Genomic DNA, 23,347 nt, shown 5'->3' on the forward strand with positions numbered 1-23,347 from the left:
ATTCGCATGATCATTGTCGATGACCATCCAGTGGTACGGGACGGGCTGCGCGGGATCTTCACCGGTGACGACGCCTTCGAGGTCGTCGGGGAGGCTGCCGACGGACCGGAGGCGCTGGTCGTGGCCCTGCGGACCGCGCCCGACGTGGTGCTCATGGACCTGCGGATGCCCAAGATGAGCGGCGCGGAGGTCATCCGCCGGCTCCGCGAGCAGACTCCCGGCATCCACATCCTGGTGCTGACCACGTTCGACGACGACGCCGACGTGCTGCCCGCGATCGACCAGGGCGCCACCGGCTATCTCCTCAAGGACACCCCGCGCGCCGACCTGCGCCGCGCCGTACAGGCGGCGGCCCGTGGCGAGACGGTGCTGTCCCCGTCCGTGACCGGCGTGCTGGCGCAGCGGTCGCGGGAGCCGGAACGGCGGACGCTGAGCCGCCGGGAGCTCGAAGTCCTCGGGCTCATCGCCCGGGGCGCGACCAATCGTGACGTGGCCGCGCGGCTGTTCATCACCGAGGCGACGGTCAAGACGCACCTGCTGCACCTGTTCGGCAAGCTCGGGGTGAAGGACCGGGCGGCCGCGGTCGCGGCGGCGTACGACATCGGCCTGCTCAAGCCGGGGGCTGACGGTTGACGGTAGTGCCAGCGGTACTCCTTCTGTTCAGGCTGCGGGATCGATCCCGGCCGGGGTCCGGCGTGATGCTTGTCAGCGTCAGAGTAAAGCCCCCCAGTCAGGGAGTGATCCCCATGTCCAAGCTCGTCGAAGCCCCCGCCCGCACCCTCCGGCGTGGCGTCCTGGCCGCGGCCGCGGTCGCCGCGATGACCGGTCTGGTCCTGGGCGGTCTGCCGGCCACCGCGTCGGCGAAGACCGACCCGGTGCAGAAGAGCCTGGACAAGCTGGTGAACAAGCACAAGTTCCCCGGCGTGATGGCTTCGGTGCGTGACGCCGACGGGAACACCACCGACTATGTCGCCGGGGTCGCGAGCCTGAAGACGAAGGCGGAAGTGCCGGTCGACGGCTACGGCCGCATCGGCAGCGCCAGCAAGATGTTCACCGCGGTGGTCCTGCTCCAGCTCGCCGGGGAGGGCAAGGTGAAGCTGGACGCGCCGGTCGAGAGGTATCTGCCCAAGCTGGTGCGCGGCAAGGGCATCGACGGCCGGAAGATCACCACGCGGCAGCTGCTGCAGCACACCGCCGGCCTGCCGAACTACACCGACCTCATCCCGGACTACCAGAAGATCCGGCACACCACCTTCTCCGAGCGCCGGCTGGTCGACATAGCCCTGGCGAAGAAGGCGTCCTTCGCGCCCGGCACGAAGTGGGCGTACAGCAACACGGGTTACATCCTGGCCGGAATGGTCGCTGAGAAGGTCACCGGACAGTCGATCTCCCGGCTGGTGGAGAAGCGGGTCATCGACAAGCTGGGCCTGGAGGAGACCTACTGGCCCGGCAAGGGCGTGGAGACCCTGCGCGACCCCCACCCCCACGGCTACCTCTCCGTCGGGCCGAAGAAGCCGCTGCTGGACTACACCAAGATGGACCCGTCCTGGGGCGGGGCCGCCGGACAGCTCGTCGCCACCCCCAGCGACCTCAACCGCTTCCTCGTCGGCCTCCAGGACGGCAAGCTGCTCAAGCCGAAGCAGTTCAAGGAGATGACCACGACGGTCAAGACCACCTTCCCGCCGACCTGGAACTGGCGGTACGGGCTGGGCTTGATCAAGATGAAGCTCAGCTGCGGCGGCACCGCGATCGGCCACGGTGGCGACATCCACGGCTACGAGACCCGCGACGCCGTCACCCCCGACGGCCGCGCGGTCACGGTCATCGTGACCTCCCTGCCGCAGTCCGAGGCCGCCGGCAACGCGGTGCTCGCCACCGTGGACAGCGCCCTGTGCGCCGACAGCTGACCCCACCGCACCCGCGGACGTGACCCCCACCGGCCACGTCCGCGACCGCCCGCCGTTCCGGGCTTCGCCGTGGCCAAGCATGTTTGACTTGATGACATGATGCTGGTGTCATCAAGTCATGCTTTATGGGACGCCGAAGTTGAGCAGTGCCGACCTCCGCGTAGTCGACGAGATCGAGCAGATCCGGCATCGACTCCGCTTGCATCTGCGTCCTCAGGAGCGGTGGACGAAGCAGTTGCGCAGAAGCCTCACCGCCAGGGCCATAGTCGGCTCCAACACGATCGAGGGTTATGCGGCGTCGGTGGAGGATGTGGAGGCGCTCATGGCCGGAGAGGCGCCTTTGGAGACCAGTGACGTCACTCGACGAGAGGTGGAGAGTTACCAGCGGGCGATGACCTATATTCAGGCGCTCTCCGACGCCGGCGGGGAGTTCCGCTACGACCTGGGGCTGCTGAACGGCCTGCACTTCATGATTCAGGAGCATCATCGCAACAAACGGCCAGGTCGCCTCAGGCAGGGACCGGTCTATGTCACCAGTCCCGATGATCCCGCCGTCGCGGCGTATACCGGGCCGGATCACAAGCTGGTGGCCGGGCTCATGAGTGAGCTGATCCAGTGGCTGAACGAAGGGGATGTGGACGTTCCCGTCCATGTCCGGGCCTCGATGGCGCACCTGAATCTCGTGAAGATCCACCCTTGGGCGGACGGGAACGGGAGGATGTCGCGGGCGCTGTCCACCTTGGTCTTCGCCAGGGAGGCCTTGCTTCCCCCGGAGTTCTCCTCCATCGAGGAGTGGCTCGGCAGGGGGCAGAACACGTACGCCTACTACCAGATCCTTGGGGAGGTGGGCGATGCCGAGTGGAGTCCTCGCCGAGGGACACACGGATGGATCACGTTCTGTCTGCGTGCTCACCACCTGCAGGCCCAGCAGGCTCAGCGCAGGGTCGAGTTGCTGAGCCGGGCATGGGCCGCGCTGACGGAAGCGGCCGTCGCCGATGGCCTTGACGAGCGGACCGTCTTCGCTCTGCTGCCCGCCTTCTGGGAGTCGCGGGTCCGGCGAACCGTCTATCAGCAGGATGCGGAGCTCAGCCCCCAGCAGGCGGTGCGCGATATCAGGGAGATGTGCCGGCTGGACTGGTTGAGCCCGCAGGGGCAGGCCCGGGGGCGCTACTACGTGGCGGGACCCGCCATGCGGCCCGTCCTCGAGTCCGTCAGGCAGTCCGCACAGCCCTATGCCGAGCCGTACGGGAGTCGTAGGAGCGTCAGAAGAGGGTGAGGGGCTCGGTGGGGAGGGGGTCCGGGAGGGGGGCGAGTTCGGGGAGGCGGGAGCGGACGTCGGCGTGGAAGCGGCGGGCGAGGGTCAGGGCATCGGCGTTGTCCGGGGTGTGGATGAAGACGGTGGGGGAGCGGCCTTCGCGAAGCCAGTCGGTGACCGTGTCGAGCCAGGGCTGCCAGCCCTCGACGGTGCGGTCGGTGGCGTCCCGGCCCAGGTAGCGGACGATCGGACGGTCGGTGAGGGCCGAGGAGCGGCGGGGGACGCGGGGCTTCTTCGTCCAGGCGTCTCGTTCGGCGTCGCTGGTCGGTGGGCTCTGGAAGAAGGCGGTGGTGTCGAACGGGACCCACTCGGCGCCGGCGGTCGTCAGGATTCTTTCGAGCAGCTGGGCCGAGCGGGGGTCGTCGAAGAAGGCGCGGTGGCGTACCTCGACGGCGTAGCTGTAGGCGCTCGGCAGCCGGCGGAGGAAGCCGGCCAGGGTGCCGAGGTCCGTCGGGGCGAAGGAGCCCGGTAGCTGGACCCAGAGGGCGTGGGCTCGGGGGCCGAGTGGCTCGATCGCTTCCAGGAAGGCGCGGAGTGGGTCATCGATGCCGGTGAGGCGGCGCTCGTGGGTGATGGGCTTGGGCAGCTTGACCACGAAGCGGAAGTCGGGGGACACCTGCTCCGCCCAGGTCTCCACCGTGCTCTTGGCGGGGGTGGCGTAGAAGGTGGTGTTGCCTTCGACCGCGTTGCACCAGGTCGCGTAGGACCGCAGGCGCTCGCCGGGAGGGAGTGGATGGGGCAGGAGGCGGCCCTGCCATGACGGGTGCGTCCACATCGCGCATCCCACGTGAAGCCGCATGGCCTCGACGCTACCGGAGGATGGTCCGTCCCAGGGTCGGAGAGAAGGTGCTGCTCGTGGGCGAGGCGGTGTTCGTACCGTGGGGCCTTTATCGCAGGTTGTTGCTGCCGTGAGGACGGTCGAACCAGGTGCCGGAGGACGGGAGGAGGAGCAGGACGATGACGATCGTCGGCAGGGGCAGGATGACGAGGAACGAACGGACGGTGAGCCCTGGGTCCAGCGCTCCCATGATCACATCAGTGCTGATCACGAGGACCTCGAAGCCCAGCACCGCCCGGCGGACCCAGCGCATCCGGCTGTCCAGGCGCCCCATCAGCCAGGCCTGTAACGCCAAGGTCGCGGTCAGGAACACCATGAGCCCGGCCAGAGGAAGGCCGCCCGAGACGTTCATGCCGAGCGCGGATGCGGTCCCCAGCCACCCGAAGATGAGCCCCACCAGCCCGAGGACGAACTGGAGCGCCATGATCACCCTGGCTGCGCGCAGCGGGGCGGGCATCCGTGTGACCTCTTCGCTGACCACAGGTTGATCATAGGCGCGGAAATGTCGGCCGGGTTTGGTACACAGGGGGGCATGGGAGTGAGCGTCGAAGAGTTCCTCGAGCTGCTGGACAGCCTGCCCGAGGTGCGGATGAGCGACGGCGGCGGCAGCTGGGTCGCGCTCAAGGTGCACGACAAGGGCTTCGGCTACCTGTGGGAGGAGACCGAGACGGTCGGGCTCAAGGCGACCATCGAGGAGCAGTTGGCGCTGGTGGCCGAGCGGCCCGAGGTGTTCGAGATCCAGTTCACCGCCGGCCGGTTCGGCTGGGTGGTGGTGCACCTCGCTCGGATCGAGATGGACGAGCTGTTCGAGCTGACGGCGGAGGCGTGGTGCCTGACCGCGCCCAAGTCCCTGGTGGCCGCATTCGAGGAGGCCCATAAAATCGGTCAGTAATGAGAAATGTACGACTACGTGCGTGGCGTGCCGACGACGCCCCCGTGGTGCTGCGGGCCTTCAGCTCGCCCGACATGAGCAGGCAGGCCGCCTGGCCGGTCGTCACGCTCAAGGACGCGGTCGGCTGGATCGCCAGCTGGGCCGAGGTGGGGCACGCGTTCGCTGTCACCCTCGGCGGCGAGGTCGTCGGCAATGTCGCGGTGACCGACATCGACGCCCACGAGAACGGCTGGGTCTCCTACTGGACGGTGCCCGAGGCCAGGGGGCGCGGCATCGCCGTGGCGGCGACCGAGGAGTTGGCCCGGTGGGCGTTCGGCGAGCGCGGCCTCTACCGGCTGGAGCTGGGTCACCGGGTCGACAACGCGGCCTCGTGCCGGGTGGCCACCAAGGCGGGCTTCCGGCCGGAGGGCGTGGAGCGGGGCAGGCTGCACTACGACGGCATCCGCTACGACGTCGAACGCCACGCCCGCCTGGCCACCGACTGACCCGCTGATCTACGACGTCGGGCGGCCCGCCCGCTTGGCCGCCGACTGACCGGCTGATCTACCGCTGTCGAGCGGCACGCCCGATGGGCCGCTGATCTACGACGTCGGGTGGCACGCGCGCCTGGCCATCGGCTGACTCGCTGATCTACCCTGCTGAGGTGGACGGCGAGAGCGCAGCCGCGGCCGCGCTGCTGGCGGCGCTGAGCCGGGCGACGGGGATTCTCGCCGAGTTACGCCATCCCTTCGCGCGCAGCCGGCCGTTCTCCTTCTTTCTCCCGCCCGCCGGGGCGCGCACCGGCACCGCGTTCGTCCTGCCGGACGGCCGGGAGCTGACCTTCGAGGTCTCCATCGCCGCCTCCGGAAACGCCTTCCACGTCGACGGTTCGGTCACGGTGGAGGGCGAGGTGCTGCTGGAGCTGCCCCGCCATCGCACGCCCGGCGTCCACGACGGGCTGGCGGTCCTGGAGGAGTACGCGGCCGAGCTGGCTCAGCCCGCCGCCCGGCTGCTCGACCAACTATTGGACGAAATCGTCTAGTTGTCAGACAATGTAGGTATGAGGAACGGACCTTTCGCGATCGTGGCCGCCGCCGTGCTGTGGGGCACGGCCGGCACCGCTGGGCTGCTCGTCTCCGCCGACTCCGTGGCACTGGCGGCGGCCAGGCTGGTCATCGGCGGGGCCGCGCTGGCGCTGTTCGCGGGCGCGGGGATCGGCCGGGTGCTCCGTCCCGGCCTGGTGCTCGCCGCGGTCGCGGTGGCGGCGTACCAACTGTGCTTTTTCGCCGCCGTGGCCCGCACGGGGGTGGCCATCGGCACGGTCGTCGCGATCGGCAGCGGCCCGGTCTTCACCGGGCTGCTCTCCTGGACGATGCACCGGCAGCGGCCGAGCGCCCGATGGGCCCTGGCCACCTCGGCGGCCGTCGCGGGATGCGTGGCGCTGATCGCCGGCGGCGGCGCTCAGGCGGGCGGGCAGCTGGTGTCCGGGGTGCTGATCGCCCTGCTCGGCGGGCTGCTGTACGCCTTCTACGCGGTCAGCGCGGCACGGGCGATCTCGGCCGGCGCGCCGTCCGGCGCGGTGATGGGCGTGCTGTTCGGCGGCGCCGCCGTCATCATGCTGCCGGTCCTGCTCTGGCAGGGCGTGGGCTGGCTCGCCGAGCCGCGCGGCCTGCTCGCCGCCCTCTACCTCGGCTTCGGCGCCACCGCCCTGTCCTACGTCCTGTACGGCAGGGGCCTGCGGTCCACCCCGGTGGCCACCGCCGCGACGCTGGCGCTGGCCGAGCCCGCGGTGGCCGCGCTGCTGGGCCTGGTGGTGCTCGGCGAGCGGCTGGCCCCGGTCTCGATCGCGGGCCTGGCCCTGCTGGCCGTGAGCCTGGTGGTCGTGGCGCTGCCGGAGCGCGGCGCCCGGCGGGCTGCCGTCGAAGCGGCGGACAGCCGGCCGCCTTCCGGCGTCGGAGTGGCGGACAGCGGGCCGCCTTCCGGCGTCGGAGCAGCGCCGAGCCGCAGTCCGCAAGGCCGCGGCCCGGCCGTGGAGCGTTAGAGTCTCAGCCGTGACGGTGCCGATCCAACCCCTGTCCGCCGTCGGCGCGCTGGCCGACGCGTTGCGCCGCAGGGTGCTCTCCGGTGAGATCGAGCCCGGCACGCCGCTGCCCGAGCAGGAGATCGCCGCGGCGTACGGCGTGGCCAGGCCGACGGTCCGCGAGGCGCTGGCCCGGCTGGTGCACGAAGGGCTGCTCAGGCGCGAGCGCAACCGCAGCGCCTACGTTCCCGAGGTGACCCTCGCCGACCTGGACGACCTCATGTACGTACGCCGCCCGCTGGAGGACCTGATGGCCCAGACGGTGGCGGGCCGGCGGGTGCCGGAGGCGGAGGCGGCGCTGGCGCGGATGGCCGCGCTGGGCGCGGACGCGCCGTGGTCGGATTCGGTGGCCGAGCACATGGCGCTGCACCAGGCGCTGATCGAGGCGGTCGGCAGCCCCCGGCTGGAGCGGCTCTACGGCTCGCTGGCCGCCGAGACCAGGCTCGGGCTGGTCCGGCTGCGCCGGGTCTACGAGGACCTGGACGTGCTGGTTCGCGAGCATCGGGAGTTGCTGGACGCCATCGCGAACGGCCCGGCGCAGGCCGCGCGGAAGGCCGTGGCGGCCCATCTCGGCCACTCCTGGGGCGGAGACACTCACCCGTAGCCTGCCCCTGTGTGCGTGAACCCTTGCGGTGCAACCCCACTACTCGCAAGAATCGCGGCCATGCACGGCAACCCGATGCCGGACTCCTACGTGTATGTCACGGAAGAGGGCGTGACCCGTCACTACGCGGACGGGAGCGTCGAGGCGCTCGCGTGGGAGGACGTCGTCGAGGTCCGGGTAGTGACCGAAGACGAGGCCGACGTCCTGTTCATTCTGCTGGACCGGGACGGCGAGGGGTGCGTGGTGCCGCGGTCGGCCACCGACGCGACCTTCCTGGCGCGCTTGCGCTATTTGCCGGATTTCGATCTGGACCGTTTGACGCTGGCGGCCGATTCGGCGCACGACGGTGTCGTGGTCGTGTGGCGCAGCCCGGATCCCCCGTCTGCCCTGCCGGACCTGGAGTACGACTAGCCGGCGAGCCCCGCCAAAACATGCCGAAATATAGCGCTAAACAGCGAGATTTCCGCAATGAACGCATCACTTTTGGATCGTTCCGTCAAGCCTTGAAAAGGGCCGATGTCGTCCGATTGTGGACAGGAAGCGAATGTTCCCCATCTCGGGACTGATCTTTACTCTTTAGTGGGGGCCGCCGCCCTTGCATGGGTTGTTGTCAACCTGTGCGATGCAAGGAACGTCATGTTAAAGCCGTGCACGGATTTAACAGGGTGGTGCTATGAGGGTGGAGTCCGCTGTCGTGCTCCTGGAGGCCGTGCCGCGTCATGCGTCGAGCATCTGGACGCGTGCGTACCTGCGCCTTCTGCTGGGCGGCGACACGGCCTGCGTGCTGCTCGCCTGTGTGTGCGTGCTCGGCGTCCGGCTGCTGTACGGGATCTACATCCCGTTGGCCGAGTTTCTCCTGGGCCTCGGCCTGGTGCTCGCCTGGCCGCTCGCGCTCATGCTCGGCGGCGCCTACCACCAGCGCGCGAACGGCGAGGGCACCGAGGAGTTCAAGGCGGTCTTCAACGGCGGGGCGGGACTGATGGCCGCCGTCGCCATCGGCGCCTATGCCACGCAGACCGCTATCGCGCGGAGTTTCGTGATGGCGATGCTGCCCCTGGCGCTCCTGGCCACCCTTTACTACCGCTACAAGATGCGTAAACGACTGCACCGCAGGAGAGCGGCCGGCGAATATCTGCGCCAGGTCATCGCGGTCGGGCACCGGGAATCGGTTCTCGACCTGGTGATGCAGTTCCGCCGCCAGCCGTACCACGGGATGCGGGTGGTGGGAGCGTGCCTGCCGCCGGACGGGATGGACGCCGACCTGGACGGGATCGAGGTCCTGGGCACCTTCGACGACGTCGCCGACGTGGTGGAGCGGACCCGCGCGGACGCCGTGGCGGTGCTGGCCTGCCCGGAGCTCGACGGGGCGGCGCTGCGCCGGCTCGCCTGGAGCCTGGAGACCGACCGGACCGACCTGTTCGTGGCTCCTGCCCTGATGGACGTGGCCGGTCCGCGCATCAGCATCCGCCCGGTGGCCGGGATGCCGTTGCTGCACGTCGAGCATCCGGAGTTCGGCGGCGTCCGGCGGTTCGTCAAGACCGTGTTCGACCGGCTGGTCGCCGTTACGGCGCTGCTCGTGCTGGCGCTGCCGCTGCTGGCGATCGTGGCGCTGATCCGGCTCACCAGCCCGGGGCCCGCGCTGTTCCGCCAGACGCGCGTCGGCAGGGAGGGGCGGCCGTTCCCGCTGGTGAAGTTCCGCACCATGGTGGTGGACGCCGAACGGCTCAAGGGGGCGCTGGCCGAGTCGAACGAGTTCGACGGCGTGCTGTTCAAGATGCGGAACGATCCACGGATCACCCGGGTGGGCGCCTACCTGCGCCGCTACTCGCTGGACGAGCTGCCCCAGCTGCTCAACGTCGTCCGCGGCGAGATGTCGCTGGTCGGCCCCCGGCCGCCGCTGCCGGAGGAGGTCGCTCAATACCGCACCGACGTGCGCCGCCGCCTGGTCGTCAAGCCCGGCATGACCGGGCTCTGGCAGGTGAGCGGCCGCTCCGACCTCACCTGGGACGAGTCCGTACGCCTCGACCTGCGGTATGTGGAGAACTGGTCGCTCATCCTCGACCTGCAGATCCTCTGGAAGACCTGGTCCGTCGTGACCCGTGGCGAAGGGGCTTACTGACGGTGAAAGCACTCGTGCTCGCCGGGGGATCGGGCACACGGCTACGACCCATCACGCACACCTCGGCCAAGCAGCTCGTCCCCGTCGCGAACAAGCCGGTGCTCTTCTACGGCCTGGAGGCGATCGCGGCCGCCGGGATCAGGGAGGCCGGCCTGGTGGTGGGGGACACGCAGGCCGAGATCGAGGCGGCGGTCGGCGACGGCTCGGCGTTCGGGCTGGAGGTGACCTACCTGCGCCAGCAGGCGCCGCTCGGGCTGGCGCACGGCGTGCTGATCGCCCGCGACTACCTCGGTGACGAGGACTTCGTCATGTATCTCGGGGACAACTTCGTGGTGGGCGGCATCGGGGACGTCGTGGCGCGCTTCACGCGGGAGCGGCCCGCCGCGCAGATCATGCTCACCAAGGTCGGCGACCCCGGCCAGTTCGGGGTCGCCGAGCTCGACGCGCAGGGCCGCGTCATCGGCCTGGAGGAGAAGCCGGCCCGGCCCAAGAGCGATCTGGCGCTGGTCGGCGTCTATCTCTTCAGCCCTGCCGTGCACGCGGCGGTGGCCGAGCTCAAGCCGTCGTGGCGGGGCGAGCTGGAGATCACCGACGCCCTGCAGTGGCTGCTGGAGGCGGGCCTGCGGGTGGAATCCTCGGTGATCACCGGCTACTGGAAGGACACCGGCAACGTGACCGACATGCTGGAGGTCAACCGGATGGTGCTGGAGCGGTTGGACACCGGCACGTTCGGGCAGGTGGACGACGCCAGCGCGCTGATCGGCCGGGTCCTGGTGGAGCCGGGCGCCGTGGTCGAGCGCTCGCGCCTGGTCGGCCCGGCGATCATCGGCGCGGGCGCGGTCATCCGCGACAGCTACATCGGCCCGTACACCTCGATCGGCGCGGACTGCGCCATCACGGGCAGCGAGATCGAATACTCCATCGTGCTGCCCAGGGCGTCCATCGCGGGCGTCGGCCGGATCGAGTCCTCTCTCATCGGTCACGACGTCGAGGTGACCCCGGCGCCGCACACTCCCAAAGCCCACCGACTCGTGCTGGGCGATCACAGCAAGGTGCAAATCAGCTCATGACGACGATTCTGGTCACTGGTGGCGCGGGCTTCATCGGCTCGCATTTCGTGCACGGCCTGCGGGACGCGGAGGTGACGGTGCTCGACAAGCTCACCTACGCCGGCAACCGGGCCAACCTCGACGGGGTGCCGCACACGTTCGTGCACGGCGACATCTGCGACCCCGACCTGTTGCGCGAGGTGGTGCCCGGACACGACCTGGTGGTCAACTTCGCGGCCGAGTCGCACGTGGACCGGTCGATCGACGGGGCGGCGGAGTTCGTGCGCACGAACGTCCTGGGCACCCAGACGTTGCTGCAGGCCTGCCTCGACGCCGGGGTGCCGAAGGTCGTCCAGGTGTCGACCGACGAGGTGTACGGCTCGATCGAAACCGGCTCCTGGAACGAGTCCGCCCCGCTCCGGCCCCGCTCGCCGTACGCGGCGGCCAAGGCCGGCGGGGATCTGATCGCGCGCTCGTACGCGATCACGTACGGCCTGGACGTGTCGATCACCCGGTGCGGCAACAACTACGGCCCCCGGCAGTATCCCGAGAAGATCATCCCGCTGTTCGTCACGCGACTGCTGCGGGGCGAGAAGGTGCCGTTGTACGGCGACGGCGGCAACACGCGTGACTGGGTCCACGTCGAGGACCATTGCGCGGGCATCCGGCTGGTGGCCGCGCAGGGCCTGCCGGGCGACGTCTACCACATCGCGGGCACCGCGGAGCTGACGAACAACGAGCTGACCGGACGCCTGCTGGAGGCGTGCGGCCGGGGCTGGGACCTGGTGGAGCAGGTCGAGGACCGTAAGGGCCACGACCGCCGTTACTCCCTCGACGACGGCAGGCTGCGCGCGCTCGGCTACGAGCCGCGGGTGAGCTTCGAGCAGGGGCTGAAGGAGACCGTCCGGTGGTACGCGGAGCACCCTGACTGGTGGGCCGGCCTATGAGGTGGCTCATCACCGGCGGCGGCATGCTGGCCGCCGACGTCAGGGCGGCGCTGACCGGCGAGCCCGTGCTCGCGCTCCGCAGGTCCGAGCTGGACCTGTGCGACGGCCGGGCGGTGCGCGACGCCGTCCTCGGCCACCGGCCCCAGGTCGTGATCAACTGTGCCGCCTGGACGGCGGTGGACGCGGCGGAGACCTGCGAGGCAGAGGCGCTGGAGATCAACGGTCACGCGGTGCGCCCGCTGGCGCAGGTGTGCCGCCGGGCAGGCGCGCGCCTGGTGCACCTGTCCACCGACTACGTCTTCGACGGCGAGAGCGGCCGGCCGTACCACGAGGACTCGCCCACCGGGCCGGTCAACGCCTACGGCCGGACCAAGCTCGCCGGGGAGCGCGCGGCTCTGGAGCAGGGCCACTACGTGGTGCGCACCGCCTGGCTGTACGGCGCGGGCGGGCCGAACTTCGTCCGCACCATGATCGAGCTGGCCGGTACGCGCCCCACCGTGGACGTGGTGGACGACCAGCGCGGCCAGCCCACCTGGTCCGCGGACCTGGCCGCCTTCCTGGTCAGGCTGGCGCGCTCCGGCCTGCCGCCGGGGGTCTATCACGGCACCAGCGCGGGGGAGACCACCTGGCACGGGCTGGCCACCGAGGTCTTTAAGCTGCTCGGCGCCGATCCCGGCCGGGTGCGCCCGGTGCCCGGTACGGCCTTCCCGCGCCCGGCCCGGCGGCCCGCCAGCGGCGTGCTGGCCTGCACCCGATGCGAGCCGATCCGCCACTGGCGCGAGGCCCTGCACGCCGCCTGGCCGACGCTGAGTGGGCTTGCGGTGGGTGGGGAGGTGGGGCGTCAGTGGGGGGTCGTGTAGAAGCGCAGGCAGGCGTCGTAGTCCGGCAGCAGCCCGGCGGCGAGGGCGGCCTGGAGGGTGGGCGCGGTGGCGTCCTTGTCGGACAGCACCGGCTCGACGTCCCCCGGCCAGGCGATGCCGAGATCCGGGTCGAGCGGGTGCACGCCGTGCTCGCGGGCCGGATTGTAGGGCCGCGAGCACAGGTAGACGACCGTGGCCCGCTCGCTGAGCGCCATGAACGCGTGCCCGAGCCCTTCGGCGATCAGCACGGCCCGGTGCGCCTGGTCGTCCAGCGGCACCGCCTCCCACCGGCCGAACGTGGGCGAGCCGGCGCGCAGGTCCACGACCACGTCCATGACGCTCCCGTACGCGCACATGACGTATTTGGCCTGGCCGGGAGGGACGTCGGCGAAGTGCACGCCGCGCAGCACCCCCCGTAGCGAGACCGAGCTGTTGACCTGCGCGAGGTCGAACCCGTGGGGCAGGTCGGCGGCCCGGAAGGCCTCGTGGAAGGCGCCACGGGGGTCGGTGTGGACGCGTGGGGTGTGACACCACGCGCCCTCGATGCCGAGGGGATCCATGCCGCGCACAGTAACGACAGAGCGTGCCGGAGCGAAATATCAACTTGTCTGGAGTGTGTGAATGACGATCTGCCGGCTGTGCGGCTCGGGCGATCTGGCCTCGGTGGTGGACCTGGGGGCCACGCCGCCCTGCGAGCGGTTCCTCACCGCGGCCGGGCTCGACGAGCCGGAGGTCGCCTACCCGCTGCATCTGCGCGTGTGCACCTCGTGCTGGCTGGCACAACTCCCGCCGCTGATCACCCCTGAGGACACCTTCACCGACTACGCCTACTTCTCCTCCTACTCCACCTCCTGGGTGGAGCACGCGCGGACGTTCGTGGCCGGGCTGCGGCTGGGGCGGGACGCGTTCGTGGTGGAGGTGGCCAGCAATGACGGCTACCTGCTGCGGCACGTCGTCGAACGGGGCGTGCGGTGCCTGGGGATCGAGCCGTCGGTGAACGTGGGCGCGGCGGCCAGGCGGCAGGGGGTGCCCACGCTGACGGCCTTCCTCACCCCGGAGACGGCCCGCGCGGTGGCGGCGGAGCACGGCAGGGCGGACCACGTGGTGGCCAACAACGTCTACGCGCACATCCCGGACGTGGTCGGCTTCACCGAGGGGCTGCGCACGCTGGTGGCCGACGACGGGTGGGTCACCATCGAGGTGCAGCACCTGCTCACGCTGATCGAGCAGAACCAGTACGACACCATCTACCACGAGCACTTCCAGTACTACACGGTCGCCTCGGCCCAGCGGGCGCTGGCCGCGGGCGGGCTGACGCTGGTGGACGTCGAGCTGCTGCCGACCCATGGCGGTTCGATCCGGCTGTGGGCGCGGCCGTCGGGCACGCCGACCCAGCGGGTGCTCGACGTGCTGGCCCTGGAGAAGGCCGCCGGGCTGCACGAGATCTCCGGCTACATCGACTTCGCGGCCCGGGTCGCCAAGGTCCGGCGGGACCTGCTCGGCTTCCTGGTCCGGGCGGCCGAACAGGGCCGCACCGTGGTGGGCTACGGGGCGCCCGGCAAGGGCAACACGCTGCTCAACCATTGCGGCGTCCGGCCCGACCTGCTCGCCTACACGGTGGACCGCAACCCGTACAAGCACGGCAGGTTCACCCCCGGCGCCCGCATCCCGGTCCTGGAGCCGGCCCGGATCGCGGCCGACCGGCCGGACTATGTCCTGGTCCTGCCCTGGAACCTGCGGGACGAGCTGATCGGCCAGCTGTCCTACGTCCATGAGTGGGGCGGCCGGCTGGTCTTCCCCATCCCTTACCTGGAGGTCGTGTGAAGGTCGTCCTCTTCTGCGGGGGCTTCGGCACGCGGATGCGCAGCGGCGCGCCCGGGGACGCGCCCAAGCCCATGCAGCTCGTCGGCCCGAGGCCGCTGATCTGGCATGTCATGCGCTACTACGCGCACTTCGGGCACAAGGAGTTCGTGCTCTGTCTCGGTTACGGCGCGCATCAGATCAAGGACTTCTTCCTCAGGTACGAGGAGACCGCGTCCAACGACTTCGTGCTGCGGGGCGGCCAGGTGGAGCTGCTGGCCAACGACATCTCCGACTGGACGATCTCGTTCGTGCACACCGGCGTGGAGGCGTCGATCGGCGAGCGGCTGCGCCGTGTCCGCGACCACCTCGACGGTGACGAGATCTTCCTGGCCAACTACGCCGACGTGCTCAGCGACGCGCCCCTGCCGGACATGATCGACCGGCTGGCCGGGGCGGACGCGGGCGGCTCCCTGATGGTGGTCCCGCCGCCCGGCACCTTCCACTGCGTCGAGGTGGCCGACGGCGGCCTGGTCGGCCAGATCACCGCGGTGGCCGAGATGCCGTTATGGGTGAACGGCGGCTACTTCGTGCTCCGCCAGGAGATCTTCGACCACATCCCCGAAGGCGGCGACCTGCTCGTGGACGGCTGCAGAGAGCTCGCCAAGCGCGGCCGGCTGCTCGCCTACCCCTACCGGGGCTACTGGCGGCCCACCGACACCGTGAACCAGCGGGTGGAGCTGGACCGCGCCTACGCGCGCGGCGAGCGGCCGTGGGCGCTGTGGGAGCCCGCCGCATGATGATCGACCTGCTGCCCAGCGGACTGAGCAGGATCGCCGCCGTGGCCGCGCACTGCGACGACCTGGCGATCGGCGCCGGCGGCACCCTGCTGACCCTGTGCACGGCCCACCCCGGCGTCCGGGTGGACGCCCTGGTGCTGTCGGGTGCCGGGTCCGAGCGTGAGGCGGAGGAACGGGCCGCGCTGGCCGCCTTCTGCCCCGGCGCGGACCTGCGCGTCACCGTGGGCAAGCTGCCCGACGGGCGGCTGCCCGCGCACTGGGACCAGGCCAAGCAGGCGGTGGAGGACCTGCGCCTGCGCTGCGTGCCCGACCTGATCCTGGCGCCGCACGCCGGCGACGCCCACCAGGACCACCGGGGGCTCGCCGAGCTGGTGCCCACGGTCTTCCGCGACCACCTCACGCTGGGCTACGAGATCGCCAAGTGGGACGGCGACCTCGGCCGCCCCAACGCCTACCAGCCGCTCGACCTGGCCATCGCCGAGCGCAAGGTCGCCCTGCTGTGGGAGCACTACCCGTCGCAGCGACGGCGTCCCTGGTTCGACCGGGAGGCGTTCCTCGGGCTCGCCAGGATCCGCGGCATCGAATGTCACGCGCGCTACGCCGAGGCCTTCTACGCCCGCAAGTTCATCATCGATCTGACTGGAGGCTGATCGACATGCGCGTTCTCCTCACCGGGCACCAGGGCTACCTGGGCTCCGTGCTGGCGCCGGTGCTCGCCGTGGCCGGACACGAGGTGATCGGCCTGGACAGCGGGCTGTTCGCCGACTGCGTGCTCGGGCCGGCGCCGGCCGATCCGCCGGGGCATCGGGTGGACCTGCGCGAGGTGCCGGCGGCCCTGCTGGAGGGGGTCGACGCGGTGGTGCATCTGGCCGCGCTGTCGAACGACCCGCTGGGCTCGCTGGCCCCCGACCTGACCTACGCCATCAACCACCACGCCTCGGTCCGGCTGGCGCGACTGGCCCGCGAGGCGGGCGTGCGCCGCTTTCTGTACGCCTCCACCTGCTCGGTGTACGGCGCGTCCGGGGGCGACGAACTGCTCGGCGAGGACGCCCCGTTACGGCCGGTGACCCCGTACGCGGTGTCCAAGGTCCGGGTGGAGGACGACCTGGTCGAGCTGGCCGACGACGACTTCTCCCCGGTGTTCCTGCGCAACGCCACCGCGTTCGGGTTCTCGCCGCGGCTGCGGGCCGACATCGTGCTGAACAACCTGGTCGGGCACGCCCACCTGACCGGCCAGGTGCGGGTGCTGTCGGACGGCACGCCGTGGCGGCCGCTGGTGCACGCGGCCGACATCGCCGACGCCTTCGCCGCCACGCTGGCCGCGCCGCGCGAGGCCGTGCACGCCAGGGCGTTCAACGTCGGCTGGGAGCAGAACAACCTGACGGTCGCCGAGATCGCCGCGCACGTCGTGGAGGCGGTGCCCGGCTCCGAGGTGGTGATCACCGGTGAGACGGGGGCGGATCCGCGGTCGTACAAGGTGGATTTCTCCCGCATCAGGGCCGCGCTGCCGGGCTTTCACGCCCGGTGGACGGTGAAGGCGGGGGCGGTCGAGCTGGCGGAGGCCTATCGGGACTACGGGCTGGGCGGGCGCGACTTCGAGCGGCGGTTCACCAGGCTGGCGCGGCTCGCCGACCTGCGCGCGGCCGGCACGGTCTCGGCGGAGCTGCGGACGTGACGGGGGAGGAGATGCACGCCCTGGTGGCGCGGCTCTACCCGCTGTGCCGCTCCATCACCGGCGACGGTGTACGGCAGACGCTGGAGATCGTCGGCGAGCACCTGCCGCTGGACGTGCACGAGGTGCCGACGGGCACGCAGGTGCTGGACTGGACCGTGCCGAGGGAGTGGAACATCCGCGACGCCTACATCAAGGACCCCTCGGGGGCCAGGGTGGTGGACTTCCGGCGGTCCAACCTGCACGTCGTGGGCTACAGCGTGCCGGTGTCGGCCACGATGACGCTCGACGAGCTGCGCCCGCACCTGCACACGCTGCCCGGCCAGCCGGACCTGGTGCCGTACCGGACGAGCTACTACGCCGAGACGTGGGGGTTCTGTCTCAGTCAGCGGGTGCTGGACGGGCTCGGCGCGGGCCCCTACGAGGTGGTGATCGACGCCACGCTCGCCGACGGGCACCTGACGTACGCCGAGCACGTGGTGCGCGGGCGGAGCGACGAGGAGGTGCTCATCTCCTGCCATGTGTGCCACCCGTCGCTGGCCAACGACAACCTCGCCGGGATCGCCGTGGCCACCGCGCTCGCCGCCCGCCTGGACTCGACCCGTCTGACCTACCGGTTCCTGTTCGCGCCCGGCACGATCGGGGCGGTCACCTGGCTGGCGCGCAACCGGGAACGCACCGGCCGGATCGTGGCCGGGCTCACGCTCGCCTGCGCCGGGGATCCGGGCGCCCTCACCTACAAGCGCAGCAGGCGCGGCGACGCCGGCATCGACAGGGTGATGGCGCACGTCCTGGCGGACCGGCCGCACACGATCGTGGACTTCTCGCCGTACGGCTACGACGAGCGGCAATATTGCTCGCCCGGCTTCGACCTGCCGGTCGGCAGCCTGACCAGGACTCCGTACGCGGGCTACCCGGAGTATCACACCTCCGGCGACGACCCGGGCTTCGTCACCCCCGGGGCGCTGGCCGGCACGCTGGAGGCGCTGGGGGAGGCGGTGACCGTGCTGGAGCGCGACGGCCGCTACCAGAACCTCAGTCCGTACGGCGAGCCGCAGCTCGGCAGGCGCGGCCTGTACGGCTCCCTCGGCGGCCGCAGCGACACCAAGCAGGCCCAGCTGGCGATGTTGTGGGTGCTGAACCAGTCCGACGGCGAGCACAGCCTGCTCGACGTCGCCGAACGGTCGGGGCTGCCCTTCGCGGCGGTGGCCGAGGCGGCCGCCGCGCTGGAGGGGGCGGGGCTGCTCAAAAGGGTGGGGAGCGCGGATGAACCTGCGGGTCGGTGACCTGGTCGAAGTGCGCGGCGAGGAGGAGATCCTGGCCACGCTGGACGAGCGGGGAGAGCTGGAGAGCCTGCCGTTCATGCCGGAGATGCTGCGCTTCTGCGGCCGGCGGATGACCGTGCACAAGGTGGCGCACAAGCTCTGCGACACGATCAGCCGCAGCGGCATGCGGCGCATGGAACGGGCCGTGCACCTGACCGGGGCACGCTGCGGCGGCGAGGCGCACGGCGGCTGTCAGACCGCGTGCTCGCTGTACTGGAAGGAGGCGTGGCTCAAGCGGGTGGACCCGGACACCCCCGAGCCGACCGCCGAGCCGGCCGCCGAGCCGGCTGCCGAGCCGATCCCGCAGCCGGCCCCCGAGCCGGAGCGCAGGCTGTTGCCGCTGCTTGAGGTCAACACCCGCAGCGGCGTCGACACCTACTCCTGCCAGGCCACCGAGCTGCTCAGGGCCGCCCCCGCCTGCCTGCCGTTCCGCGACGTCCGGCAGTACGTCACCGACGTGCGCACCGGCAACGCCGGGACGCTCCAGGTGGCGCGTACGTTCCTGGTCGGGCTGTTCAACCGCTTCCAGGACCTGAGCAAGAAGGTGCTGCCGCGCCGGCTGTGGATCAGGAAGGGGCTGCGCTGGGGGTTCGTCGAGGGCCGGGCGGGCCGCATGACGCCCACCGCCGAACTCGGCCTGAAGCCCGGCGAGCTGGTCCGGATCAAGTCCAAGGACGAGATCCTGGCCACGCTCAACGACGACCTGCTCAACCGAGGGCTGGGGTTCGAGGAGGAGATGGCCCGCTACTGCGGCCGGACGGCCCGGGTGCGGGCCCGGGTCGAGCGCTGCCTGGATGAGAAGACCGGCCTGCTGCTCAGCATGAAGAGCCCCTGCATCGTCCTCGACGACCTGGTCTGCGAGGGCGTCTACAACGCCAACTGCCCGCGCGAGTTCGTGCCGTTCTGGCGGGAGATCTGGCTGGAGCGAGTCGAGTGAGCGAAACCGGCGAGATCGAGCGCCAGGCCGGTCGGGGCCTGCGCTGGAGTCTGGTCGGCAACCTGGTGATGAAGGCGGGCTCGTTCGCGATGAGCCTGGTCCTGGCCCGGCTGCTGGTGCCCGAGGACTTCGGCGTCTTCGCGATCGCGCTCGCCGTCAGCCAGTTCGTCATCCACATCAACGACGCCGGGGTGATCGCCTCCACCGTGCAGTGGCGCGGCAAGCTGGCCGAGGTGGCGCCGACGGCCACGGTGGTGGCCGTCGCGTCCAGTTGCACGCTCTACGCCGTCTTCTGGGTGATCGCGCCGTTCTACGCGAGCATGGCCGGCAGCGAGGACGCCACCTGGGTGATCCGGATCCTGATGGCCACCAACGTGATCTACGGCCTGACCGCCGTGCGCAGCGCCGCGCTGATGCGCGGGTTCGAGCAGGACAAGCTGGCCTGGGCCAACCTCGCCGGGTTCGCGGCCAACGCCTCGATCTCCATCAGCCTGGCCGCGAGCGGCGCCGGCGCCTACAGCTTCGCCTGGGGGCAGCTCGGCGGGGCCGCGCTCACCGGCGTGCTGGTGGTCGCGCTCGCCCGGGTGCGGTTCACGGTGGGCTTCGACCGCGCGCTCGCCGCCCGGCTGCTCCGCTTCGGGCTGCCGCTCTGCGTCGGGTTCGGGGTCGAGGGGCTGCTGCTCAACGTCGACATCGTGCTCGTCGGGGACGTGCTCGGGCCCGAGCGGCTCGGCCTCTACCTGCTCGCGTTCAACATCGCCGGCTGGGTGCCCGGGATCATCGGCACCGCCATCCGCTATGTCGCGCTGCCGAGCTTCGCCCGGCTGGCCGAGGAGGGCCCCGCCGCCATCGAGGCGGGCGTGCGGCGCGCGGTCCCGCTGCTGGGCTCCATCGTGCTGCCGATCGCGGTGCTCATGGGCACGCTCGCGCCCGCGCTGGTGGGATTCCTGTACGAGCCGCACTGGCTGCCGGCGGCCCAGGTGCTGCGGTTCCTGGCCGTGGTGATGGCCGTGCGGATGCTGAACATCCTGATCACCGACATCCTGGCCGCGCTCGGTCACACGAGGGCGACGATGTGGGTGAACCTGTGCTGGGCGGTCGCGCTGGTCCCCGCCCTGCTCGTCGGGGCACGCCACGGCGGCATCCAGGGGGCGGCCCTCGCGCACGCCGTGATCGCGCTGGTGCTGGCGCTGCCGATGCTGAGCCTGGCACTGCGCCGGGCCGGCGTGCCGCCCCGGCTGTTCGCGGCCGGACTGGCCCGGCCGGTCCTGGGCGCCGCCGTCGCGGGCGTCACCATGGCGGGCCTGGCCACGGTGACCGACCAGCCGTTCGGGCAACTGTGCGTCGCCGGCGGCGGTGGGCTGCTGGTGTTCGCGCTGATCGCCGTGCCGCGTGCCGTACTCATGCGACTCCTACGTCAAGGGAGAGCCCATGCCCGACTCTGACCTCGTCTCGGTCGCTCTGCCGGTGCGTGACGGCGCGGAGCGGCTGGCGGGCGTGATCCGGTCCGTCCTGGCCCAGGACCATCCCCACCTGGAGCTGGTCATCTCCGACAACGCCTCCACCGACCGCACCGAGGAGCTCTGCCGGGACCTGGCGGCGAGCGAGCCGAGGATCGTCTACCACCGGCACCCGGAGAACATCGGGCTGCTCGGCAACTTCCGGCACGCGGCCCAGATCTCGCGCGGCGCCTTCGTCCGCTGGATCGGCGACGACGACCGGCTCGACCCGGCCTGCGTCTCCCGCGCCCTGGCCGAGTTCGCCAGGGACGAGCGGCTCATCCTCGTCACCACCGGGGTCGCCTACACCGGGCCCGACGGGGTGGCCAGGAGCGCCGCCTACGACGGCACCGGGCTGGACGCGGACGATCCGGTGACGCGCTTCGCCGAGATGCTCAGGCTGCTCAACGAGAGCCACCTGACGATCGACCCGCTCTACGGGCTGCTGCGGCGCGGGCCCGCGACCGGGATCCCCCGGCGCAACATGCTGCGCGAGGACGAGGTGTTCGCGGCCAAGCTCGCGCTCGCCGGGCCGTGGGCGCACGTGCCGGAGGTGCTCGCGCACCGCAACTGGCGGCTGGAGCGCATCTCCGGCGTGGCCCGGCGGCTCGGCGTGCCCTCCTGGCAGTCGCGCCTGGCCAACACCCTGCAGTGCCGTGAGCTGCTGACCTGGGTGCGGAACGCGGAGCTCACCGACGACCAGCGTCGCCGGGCGCGGGCGGAGGTGCTGAAGATGTACGCCAGACGGCAGCGGCGCACCGTGGCGCATCGCAGCCGCAAGCTCCTGTCCATGGTCCGCCTGCTGTAACAGGCCAGATGATCAGTGCGATTACCCCTTTGTACCGATTTCACGCTGTTACCTGACGGGGGCGGAGAATAGTGGGTTTCTGGAGGACCGTCCTCGGTCTGGCCAGGAAGAAGTTCGTCGGGCCGCCCGTCCTGGTGGCGGCGATCGTGCTCGCCCTGGCCGCGTTCTTCCTGGTGCCCAGCCGGTACGTGTCCACCGCGTCGCTGGTGCTCACCGTGCCCGCGTCCGGCGGGACGCTGGAGACCGAGCCCCGGCAGCGGCCTGGCCTGACCAACCCGCTGCTGCAGTTCAACGACGCGCTGCGGACCACGGCGGGCATCCTCATCCTGGCCACGAACACGCCCGAGGTCGCCGCCGAGATCGGGGTGACCGAGGACGGGCCCACCAGCCTGGTCATCAACGACGGCCGTACCAACCCGGACCTGCTCGGCATCAGCACCAACGGGCCGTTCGTGTACATCGAGGTGGAGAGCACCTCGCCGCAGGCGGTCCGGGAGACGATGCGCCGGGCGCAGCTGCGCGTCAAGCAGGAGCTGGCCAAGCGGCAGGTGGCGCTGAGCGCCCCGATCAGCACGCACATCGGGGTTCTCGACGTGATGCCCCCCTCCATCCCCAAGCAGCTCATCCAGGACCGGCTCGTGGCCGGGGTCGCGGGCGGCCTGCTCGGCGTGGTGGGCGGCCTCGCCGTCGCCTACCTCGTCGTACGCCTACGCCGCGCCCGGGTCGAGACCCCGGCCGAAGCAGGCGCGCCTCCGGAGGCCGGCGGCGGCGACGGCGTGCGCGAAGCCGAGGCCGGGAACGGTGTGAGCGAAGCCGGGAACGGCACCCGCCCGGCCGCGTCCCCCGTCTTCCCGATGACCGTGGCCGAGTTGGACGCCGTTCAGGACGAGGGCGACGGTTCGGTGCGGGCCGTGGACGACACCGGGCCGATCGAGGTCGTCGTGCCGCGTGAGGATCAGCTCGACTCGGCCACCTGAGCGCAGCGCCGGATCGCCGCCAGCCTCGCGTCCATCGGCGTGTTCGACTTGGCCGAGATCATCATGCCGACCGCGTCCGGCGGCAGCCGGTCGGCGAAGGCCACGGCCGTCGCCTCGTCCCACGGCTCGTGGTTGTAGCTCAGGTGGCAGATCGTGGTGTTGACCGGCGGCGACGCCTTCAGCACCTCGTCGACGAACACGCCGTACAGGATGAACTCCGAGATGTGCAGCCGCGCGTTGAAGGCGTCCATCCAGTCGCGCCCGGTGACCTCGCTGATCCGCTGCCGCATGGCCAGCACGATCGCGGGGTCCCAGAAGGTCAGCGCCGTCACGTAGTCGGGCAGCGGGAGCGGCGGCGCGGGCGGCAGTCCGAGCAGCTCGCGGGCGACCCGGTGCCACAGCACGTGCCGCCCCATGTCGGCGGTGACGCCGTCGTCCACCCGGTGCAGGCTGAGCCGCCCGTCCACGGTGAAGGACGCCGCGCTGGTGGGCCGTACCAGCACCGCGTCGGAGTCCACGACGAGCATGGTGTCGGCGTCGACCAGGTCCGCGGCGGCGATCTTGACCGTCTGCTGGAGGACCCAGCCGCGCACGGGCGGCCAGGGGCGGCGGTAGTCGACGTGCACATCGGTGCCGGGCACGCGCACATATCTGCTGGGCATCAGCTTCGAGCGGTCCCACACCCGGCAGCGCGGTCCCTCGTAGCGGGCGAACAGCTCCCGGTCGGACGGCGACACGAAGACGTGGTGGACGGTGTTCGGCGAGGTGTGCTCCAGGACGGAACGATGCAGCAGAGCGAACAGCTCGGCGTCCTGCGCGTACGTGGGGGTGACTACCGCCAGTTCGCTCATATAAGGAAATCTCCAGACGCAGCCCTCAATAAGTCCATATCGCGTTATTAGGGATGGTGTTACAGCGTTTGTGTAACGCGCCACGGGG

General features: G+C 70.9%; 26 protein-coding genes. 22 read left to right on the plus strand and 4 right to left on the minus strand.

What is annotated here, in order from left to right; all coding sequences use genetic code 11:
• Positions 1-6 precede the first annotated feature (6 nt).
• From IEY87_RS30105 to IEY87_RS30115, 3 genes are all read left to right on the plus strand, one after another.
• Positions 7-633 carry a response regulator gene (locus IEY87_RS30105; protein ID WP_225277385.1) on the plus strand — a complete coding sequence of 209 codons (627 nt, stop codon included), beginning with the start codon at positions 7-9 and terminating at the stop codon, positions 631-633.
• Between the two features lie 113 nt (positions 634-746).
• Positions 747-1,907, plus strand: coding sequence for a serine hydrolase domain-containing protein (locus IEY87_RS30110; protein WP_189142191.1), 1,161 nt, complete (start codon positions 747-749; stop codon positions 1,905-1,907).
• A 118-nt stretch (positions 1,908-2,025) separates the two neighbouring features.
• Positions 2,026-3,183 (plus strand): Fic family protein, encoded by a 1,158-nt coding sequence (locus tag IEY87_RS30115; RefSeq protein ID WP_189142192.1) that lies wholly within the window; start codon positions 2,026-2,028, stop codon positions 3,181-3,183.
• On the opposite strand, the gene IEY87_RS30120 is transcribed toward IEY87_RS30115, so the two are convergent.
• Both IEY87_RS30120 and IEY87_RS30125 read right to left on the minus strand, forming a co-directional pair.
• Positions 3,170-4,021: a DUF72 domain-containing protein gene (locus IEY87_RS30120; protein WP_189142193.1), complete on the minus strand. Its 852-nt coding sequence runs from the start codon at positions 4,019-4,021 to the stop codon at positions 3,170-3,172. The two genes, IEY87_RS30115 and IEY87_RS30120, sit on opposite strands and share 14 nt — an antisense overlap.
• Before the next feature lie 88 nt (positions 4,022-4,109).
• Positions 4,110-4,541 carry a hypothetical protein gene (locus tag IEY87_RS30125; protein ID WP_189142194.1) on the minus strand — a complete coding sequence of 144 codons (432 nt, stop codon included), beginning with the start codon at positions 4,539-4,541 and terminating at the stop codon, positions 4,110-4,112.
• A 51-nt stretch (positions 4,542-4,592) separates the two neighbouring features.
• Between IEY87_RS30125 and IEY87_RS30130 the strand changes: the two genes are divergently transcribed.
• The 10 genes from IEY87_RS30130 to rfbD all read left to right on the plus strand — a co-directional run bounded on the left by IEY87_RS30130 (position 4,593) and on the right by rfbD (position 12,590).
• Positions 4,593-4,952, plus strand: coding sequence for an MmcQ/YjbR family DNA-binding protein (locus IEY87_RS30130; RefSeq protein ID WP_189142195.1), 360 nt, complete (start codon positions 4,593-4,595; stop codon positions 4,950-4,952).
• Positions 4,952-5,437, plus strand: coding sequence for a GNAT family N-acetyltransferase (locus tag IEY87_RS30135; protein ID WP_189142196.1), 486 nt, complete (start codon positions 4,952-4,954; stop codon positions 5,435-5,437). The genes IEY87_RS30130 and IEY87_RS30135 overlap by 1 nt, the downstream gene beginning before the upstream one ends.
• Before the next feature lie 158 nt (positions 5,438-5,595).
• Complete coding sequence (locus tag IEY87_RS30140) at positions 5,596-5,973, plus strand: hypothetical protein (protein WP_189142197.1); 378 nt, start codon at positions 5,596-5,598, stop codon at positions 5,971-5,973.
• Between the two features lie 18 nt (positions 5,974-5,991).
• Positions 5,992-6,972 (plus strand): DMT family transporter, encoded by a 981-nt coding sequence (locus tag IEY87_RS30145; RefSeq protein ID WP_189142198.1) that lies wholly within the window; start codon positions 5,992-5,994, stop codon positions 6,970-6,972.
• 10 nt (positions 6,973-6,982) lie between these two features.
• The gene (locus IEY87_RS30150; RefSeq protein WP_189142199.1) at positions 6,983-7,615 is read left to right on the plus strand and encodes a GntR family transcriptional regulator; all 633 of its coding nucleotides are present in this window, start codon (positions 6,983-6,985) and stop codon (positions 7,613-7,615) included.
• Positions 7,616-7,675: 60 nt separating this feature from the next.
• Complete coding sequence (locus IEY87_RS30155) at positions 7,676-8,026, plus strand: hypothetical protein (RefSeq protein ID WP_189142200.1); 351 nt, start codon at positions 7,676-7,678, stop codon at positions 8,024-8,026.
• Between the two features lie 262 nt (positions 8,027-8,288).
• Positions 8,289-9,734, plus strand: a complete 1,446-nt coding sequence (locus IEY87_RS30160; RefSeq protein ID WP_189142201.1) for a sugar transferase — start codon at positions 8,289-8,291, stop codon at positions 9,732-9,734.
• Positions 9,735-9,736: 2 nt separating this feature from the next.
• Positions 9,737-10,804, plus strand: a complete 1,068-nt coding sequence (locus IEY87_RS30165) for a glucose-1-phosphate thymidylyltransferase (RefSeq protein WP_189142202.1) — start codon at positions 9,737-9,739, stop codon at positions 10,802-10,804.
• Positions 10,801-11,730: a dTDP-glucose 4,6-dehydratase gene (rfbB, locus tag IEY87_RS30170; protein ID WP_189142203.1), complete on the plus strand. Its 930-nt coding sequence runs from the start codon at positions 10,801-10,803 to the stop codon at positions 11,728-11,730. The genes IEY87_RS30165 and rfbB overlap by 4 nt, the downstream gene beginning before the upstream one ends.
• Complete coding sequence (gene rfbD, locus IEY87_RS30175) at positions 11,727-12,590, plus strand: dTDP-4-dehydrorhamnose reductase (RefSeq protein WP_189142204.1); 864 nt, start codon at positions 11,727-11,729, stop codon at positions 12,588-12,590. Before rfbB ends, rfbD begins: the two co-directional genes overlap by 4 nt.
• Here rfbD and IEY87_RS30180 read toward each other — a convergent pair.
• Complete coding sequence (locus IEY87_RS30180; protein ID WP_189142205.1) at positions 12,572-13,150, minus strand: dTDP-4-dehydrorhamnose 3,5-epimerase family protein; 579 nt, start codon at positions 13,148-13,150, stop codon at positions 12,572-12,574. The genes rfbD and IEY87_RS30180 overlap by 19 nt on opposite strands.
• 61 nt (positions 13,151-13,211) lie before the next feature.
• Between IEY87_RS30180 and IEY87_RS30185 the strand changes: the two genes are divergently transcribed.
• From IEY87_RS30185 to IEY87_RS30225, 9 genes are all read left to right on the plus strand, one after another.
• On the plus strand, positions 13,212-14,414 hold the full coding sequence (locus IEY87_RS30185) for a class I SAM-dependent methyltransferase (RefSeq protein ID WP_189142206.1): 1,203 nt from the start codon (positions 13,212-13,214) through the stop codon (positions 14,412-14,414).
• On the plus strand, positions 14,411-15,190 hold the full coding sequence (locus IEY87_RS30190; protein ID WP_189142207.1) for a glycosyltransferase family protein: 780 nt from the start codon (positions 14,411-14,413) through the stop codon (positions 15,188-15,190). Before IEY87_RS30185 ends, IEY87_RS30190 begins: the two co-directional genes overlap by 4 nt.
• Complete coding sequence (locus IEY87_RS30195) at positions 15,187-15,840, plus strand: PIG-L deacetylase family protein (RefSeq protein ID WP_225277384.1); 654 nt, start codon at positions 15,187-15,189, stop codon at positions 15,838-15,840. The genes IEY87_RS30190 and IEY87_RS30195 overlap by 4 nt, the downstream gene beginning before the upstream one ends.
• A 5-nt stretch (positions 15,841-15,845) precedes the next feature.
• Positions 15,846-16,865, plus strand: a complete 1,020-nt coding sequence (locus tag IEY87_RS30200; RefSeq protein WP_189142208.1) for an NAD-dependent epimerase/dehydratase family protein — start codon at positions 15,846-15,848, stop codon at positions 16,863-16,865.
• Positions 16,862-18,148: a DUF4910 domain-containing protein gene (locus IEY87_RS30205; RefSeq protein ID WP_225277383.1), complete on the plus strand. Its 1,287-nt coding sequence runs from the start codon at positions 16,862-16,864 to the stop codon at positions 18,146-18,148. The genes IEY87_RS30200 and IEY87_RS30205 overlap by 4 nt, the downstream gene beginning before the upstream one ends.
• Positions 18,129-19,124 (plus strand): hypothetical protein, encoded by a 996-nt coding sequence (locus IEY87_RS30210; RefSeq protein WP_189142209.1) that lies wholly within the window; start codon positions 18,129-18,131, stop codon positions 19,122-19,124. The genes IEY87_RS30205 and IEY87_RS30210 overlap by 20 nt, the downstream gene beginning before the upstream one ends.
• Positions 19,121-20,569: an oligosaccharide flippase family protein gene (locus IEY87_RS30215; RefSeq protein WP_225277382.1), complete on the plus strand. Its 1,449-nt coding sequence runs from the start codon at positions 19,121-19,123 to the stop codon at positions 20,567-20,569. The genes IEY87_RS30210 and IEY87_RS30215 overlap by 4 nt, the downstream gene beginning before the upstream one ends.
• The gene (locus IEY87_RS30220) at positions 20,556-21,431 is read left to right on the plus strand and encodes a glycosyltransferase family 2 protein (protein WP_189142210.1); all 876 of its coding nucleotides are present in this window, start codon (positions 20,556-20,558) and stop codon (positions 21,429-21,431) included. The genes IEY87_RS30215 and IEY87_RS30220 overlap by 14 nt, the downstream gene beginning before the upstream one ends.
• 71 nt (positions 21,432-21,502) lie before the next feature.
• Positions 21,503-22,408 carry a hypothetical protein gene (locus IEY87_RS30225; RefSeq protein ID WP_189142211.1) on the plus strand — a complete coding sequence of 302 codons (906 nt, stop codon included), beginning with the start codon at positions 21,503-21,505 and terminating at the stop codon, positions 22,406-22,408.
• On the opposite strand, the gene IEY87_RS30230 is transcribed toward IEY87_RS30225, so the two are convergent.
• A complete protein-coding gene (locus tag IEY87_RS30230) occupies positions 22,387-23,259 on the minus strand; it encodes a DUF6492 family protein (RefSeq protein ID WP_189142212.1) in 873 nt (290 codons plus the stop codon). The two genes, IEY87_RS30225 and IEY87_RS30230, sit on opposite strands and share 22 nt — an antisense overlap.
• Positions 23,260-23,347: the final 88 nt, after the last annotated feature.

The sequence above is a fragment of the Nonomuraea glycinis genome, assembly GCF_014646515.1.
Lineage (GTDB): Bacteria > Actinomycetota > Actinomycetes > Streptosporangiales > Streptosporangiaceae > Nonomuraea > Nonomuraea glycinis.

Coding starts and splice junctions, on each gene's coding strand:
- IEY87_RS30105 (WP_225277385.1), top strand. CDS start 7: ATGATCATTGTCGATGACCATCCAGTGGTACGGGACGGGCTGCGCGGG.
- IEY87_RS30230 (WP_189142212.1), bottom strand. CDS start 23,259: ATGAGCGAACTGGCGGTAGTCACCCCCACGTACGCGCAGGACGCCGAG.
- IEY87_RS30180 (WP_189142205.1), bottom strand. CDS start 13,150: ATGGATCCCCTCGGCATCGAGGGCGCGTGGTGTCACACCCCACGCGTC.
- IEY87_RS30135 (WP_189142196.1), top strand. CDS start 4,952: ATGAGAAATGTACGACTACGTGCGTGGCGTGCCGACGACGCCCCCGTG.
- IEY87_RS30115 (WP_189142192.1), top strand. CDS start 2,026: ATGCTTTATGGGACGCCGAAGTTGAGCAGTGCCGACCTCCGCGTAGTC.
- IEY87_RS30185 (WP_189142206.1), top strand. CDS start 13,212: ATGACGATCTGCCGGCTGTGCGGCTCGGGCGATCTGGCCTCGGTGGTG.
- rfbD (WP_189142204.1), top strand. CDS start 11,727: ATGAGGTGGCTCATCACCGGCGGCGGCATGCTGGCCGCCGACGTCAGG.
- IEY87_RS30130 (WP_189142195.1), top strand. CDS start 4,593: ATGGGAGTGAGCGTCGAAGAGTTCCTCGAGCTGCTGGACAGCCTGCCC.
- IEY87_RS30210 (WP_189142209.1), top strand. CDS start 18,129: ATGAACCTGCGGGTCGGTGACCTGGTCGAAGTGCGCGGCGAGGAGGAG.
- IEY87_RS30195 (WP_225277384.1), top strand. CDS start 15,187: ATGATGATCGACCTGCTGCCCAGCGGACTGAGCAGGATCGCCGCCGTG.
- IEY87_RS30160 (WP_189142201.1), top strand. CDS start 8,289: ATGAGGGTGGAGTCCGCTGTCGTGCTCCTGGAGGCCGTGCCGCGTCAT.
- IEY87_RS30120 (WP_189142193.1), bottom strand. CDS start 4,021: ATGCGGCTTCACGTGGGATGCGCGATGTGGACGCACCCGTCATGGCAG.
- IEY87_RS30200 (WP_189142208.1), top strand. CDS start 15,846: ATGCGCGTTCTCCTCACCGGGCACCAGGGCTACCTGGGCTCCGTGCTG.
- IEY87_RS30220 (WP_189142210.1), top strand. CDS start 20,556: ATGCCCGACTCTGACCTCGTCTCGGTCGCTCTGCCGGTGCGTGACGGC.
- IEY87_RS30155 (WP_189142200.1), top strand. CDS start 7,676: ATGCACGGCAACCCGATGCCGGACTCCTACGTGTATGTCACGGAAGAG.
- rfbB (WP_189142203.1), top strand. CDS start 10,801: ATGACGACGATTCTGGTCACTGGTGGCGCGGGCTTCATCGGCTCGCAT.
- IEY87_RS30110 (WP_189142191.1), top strand. CDS start 747: ATGTCCAAGCTCGTCGAAGCCCCCGCCCGCACCCTCCGGCGTGGCGTC.
- IEY87_RS30145 (WP_189142198.1), top strand. CDS start 5,992: ATGAGGAACGGACCTTTCGCGATCGTGGCCGCCGCCGTGCTGTGGGGC.